Annotated in this window: 1 protein-coding gene; it reads left to right on the top strand. The window is 57.1% G+C overall.

The window, feature by feature from the left end:
* A partial coding sequence (locus AB2B41_RS23290) for an IS110 family RNA-guided transposase (RefSeq protein ID WP_367880218.1) occupies window positions 1-996 on the top strand: 996 nt, incomplete at its 5' end.
* Between the last annotated feature and the right edge of the window lie 252 nt (window positions 997-1,248).

Genomic DNA, 1,248 nt, shown 5'->3' with positions numbered 1-1,248 from the left:
GATTTAGCCAAGAACGTTTTTCATGTTCACGGGGTCACACAAGATGGCGCTGTTGGGGTTAGCCGGTCTTTGCGTCGGAGCCAGGTGCTTTCGTTCTTCGGGAGCCTGGAACCATGTCTGGTCGGCATGGAAGCCTGCGGCGCAAGCCACTACTGGGCGCGTGAACTGGCCAGATTGGGTCACGAAGTCAGGTTGATCGCACCTGCCTATGTGAAGCCCTACGTTAAGCGCGGTAAATCCGATGCGGCTGATGCGGAAGCTATTTGCGAAGCTGTCTGCCGCCCGACGATGCGTTTCGTTGAGGTGAAGTCGCCTGAACAACAGGCCATTCTTTCGCAGCACAGGGCGCGTAGTCTGATTGTTCGGCAGAGAACCCAGACCATCAACATGCTCCGCGGCCTGTTGGCGGAGTTCGGGATCGTCTTTGCCCAAGGTGTCGGTCACGCCATCCGGTTTGCGAGGCATGTCTCCCAAGGGCAACCCCCGAAGCTCCCGCCAGTGGCATTCGACACCGTCGTCGATCTGAGTGAACAGCTTTTGGCCTTGCATGAGCGGGTGCTGTGGTATGGCCGTAAACTGACACAAGCCGCGAAGTTCGAGCCCCGGATCGCGCTGCTTCAAACGATCCCTGGCATCGGCCCGATCACCGCATCAGCCATCGTTGCCACGATTGGTAGTGCGGAACAGTTCAGGTGTGGCCGGGACTTCGCAGCCTGGTTGGGGCTCACGCCGCTCAACAGATCAACCGGGGGCAAGGAACGTCTGGGACGAATATCCAAGATGGGCGATCGGTACATACGCAACCTGATGGTTGTCGGGATGACATCGCGCATCAAACAAATCAAAACTGCGCCAGAAAGGTTTGATCCGTGGTTCTCGGACATCTTGGAACGAAAGCCCGCGAAACTCGCTGCGATTGCCATGGCCAACAAAACAGCGCGGATCATCTGGGCAGTTCTCGCACGAAACGAACCCTACAGAACTAGAACCGTCTAAAGGCAAAGGAATAAACCGAGATAGCAAGACCAGTGAAGTGATGGCACATGCGTCAGCCGCAATCCCAAGACACCCCGGGTTTTGTCCAGGACGATATCTGTCCGCTTGCGAGGATGGGGACTTGGGCCGCGGAAACCATCAGGGCCAGCGGTCACGTGCACCGCGCGAACAGGCCGGACACAAGACCGCTTCTGACAAAAGGCCGATCACTTCAAAAATGTCTTGCTTTGCAGGAGCCATCCACACAGGACA

The sequence above is a fragment of the Sulfitobacter sediminis genome, assembly GCF_040811725.1.
GTDB classification, from domain to species: domain Bacteria; phylum Pseudomonadota; class Alphaproteobacteria; order Rhodobacterales; family Rhodobacteraceae; genus Sulfitobacter; species Sulfitobacter sediminis.
Note: the sequence above shows the minus strand (reverse complement) of the source record. Positions and strands in the feature narration are given on the sequence as shown.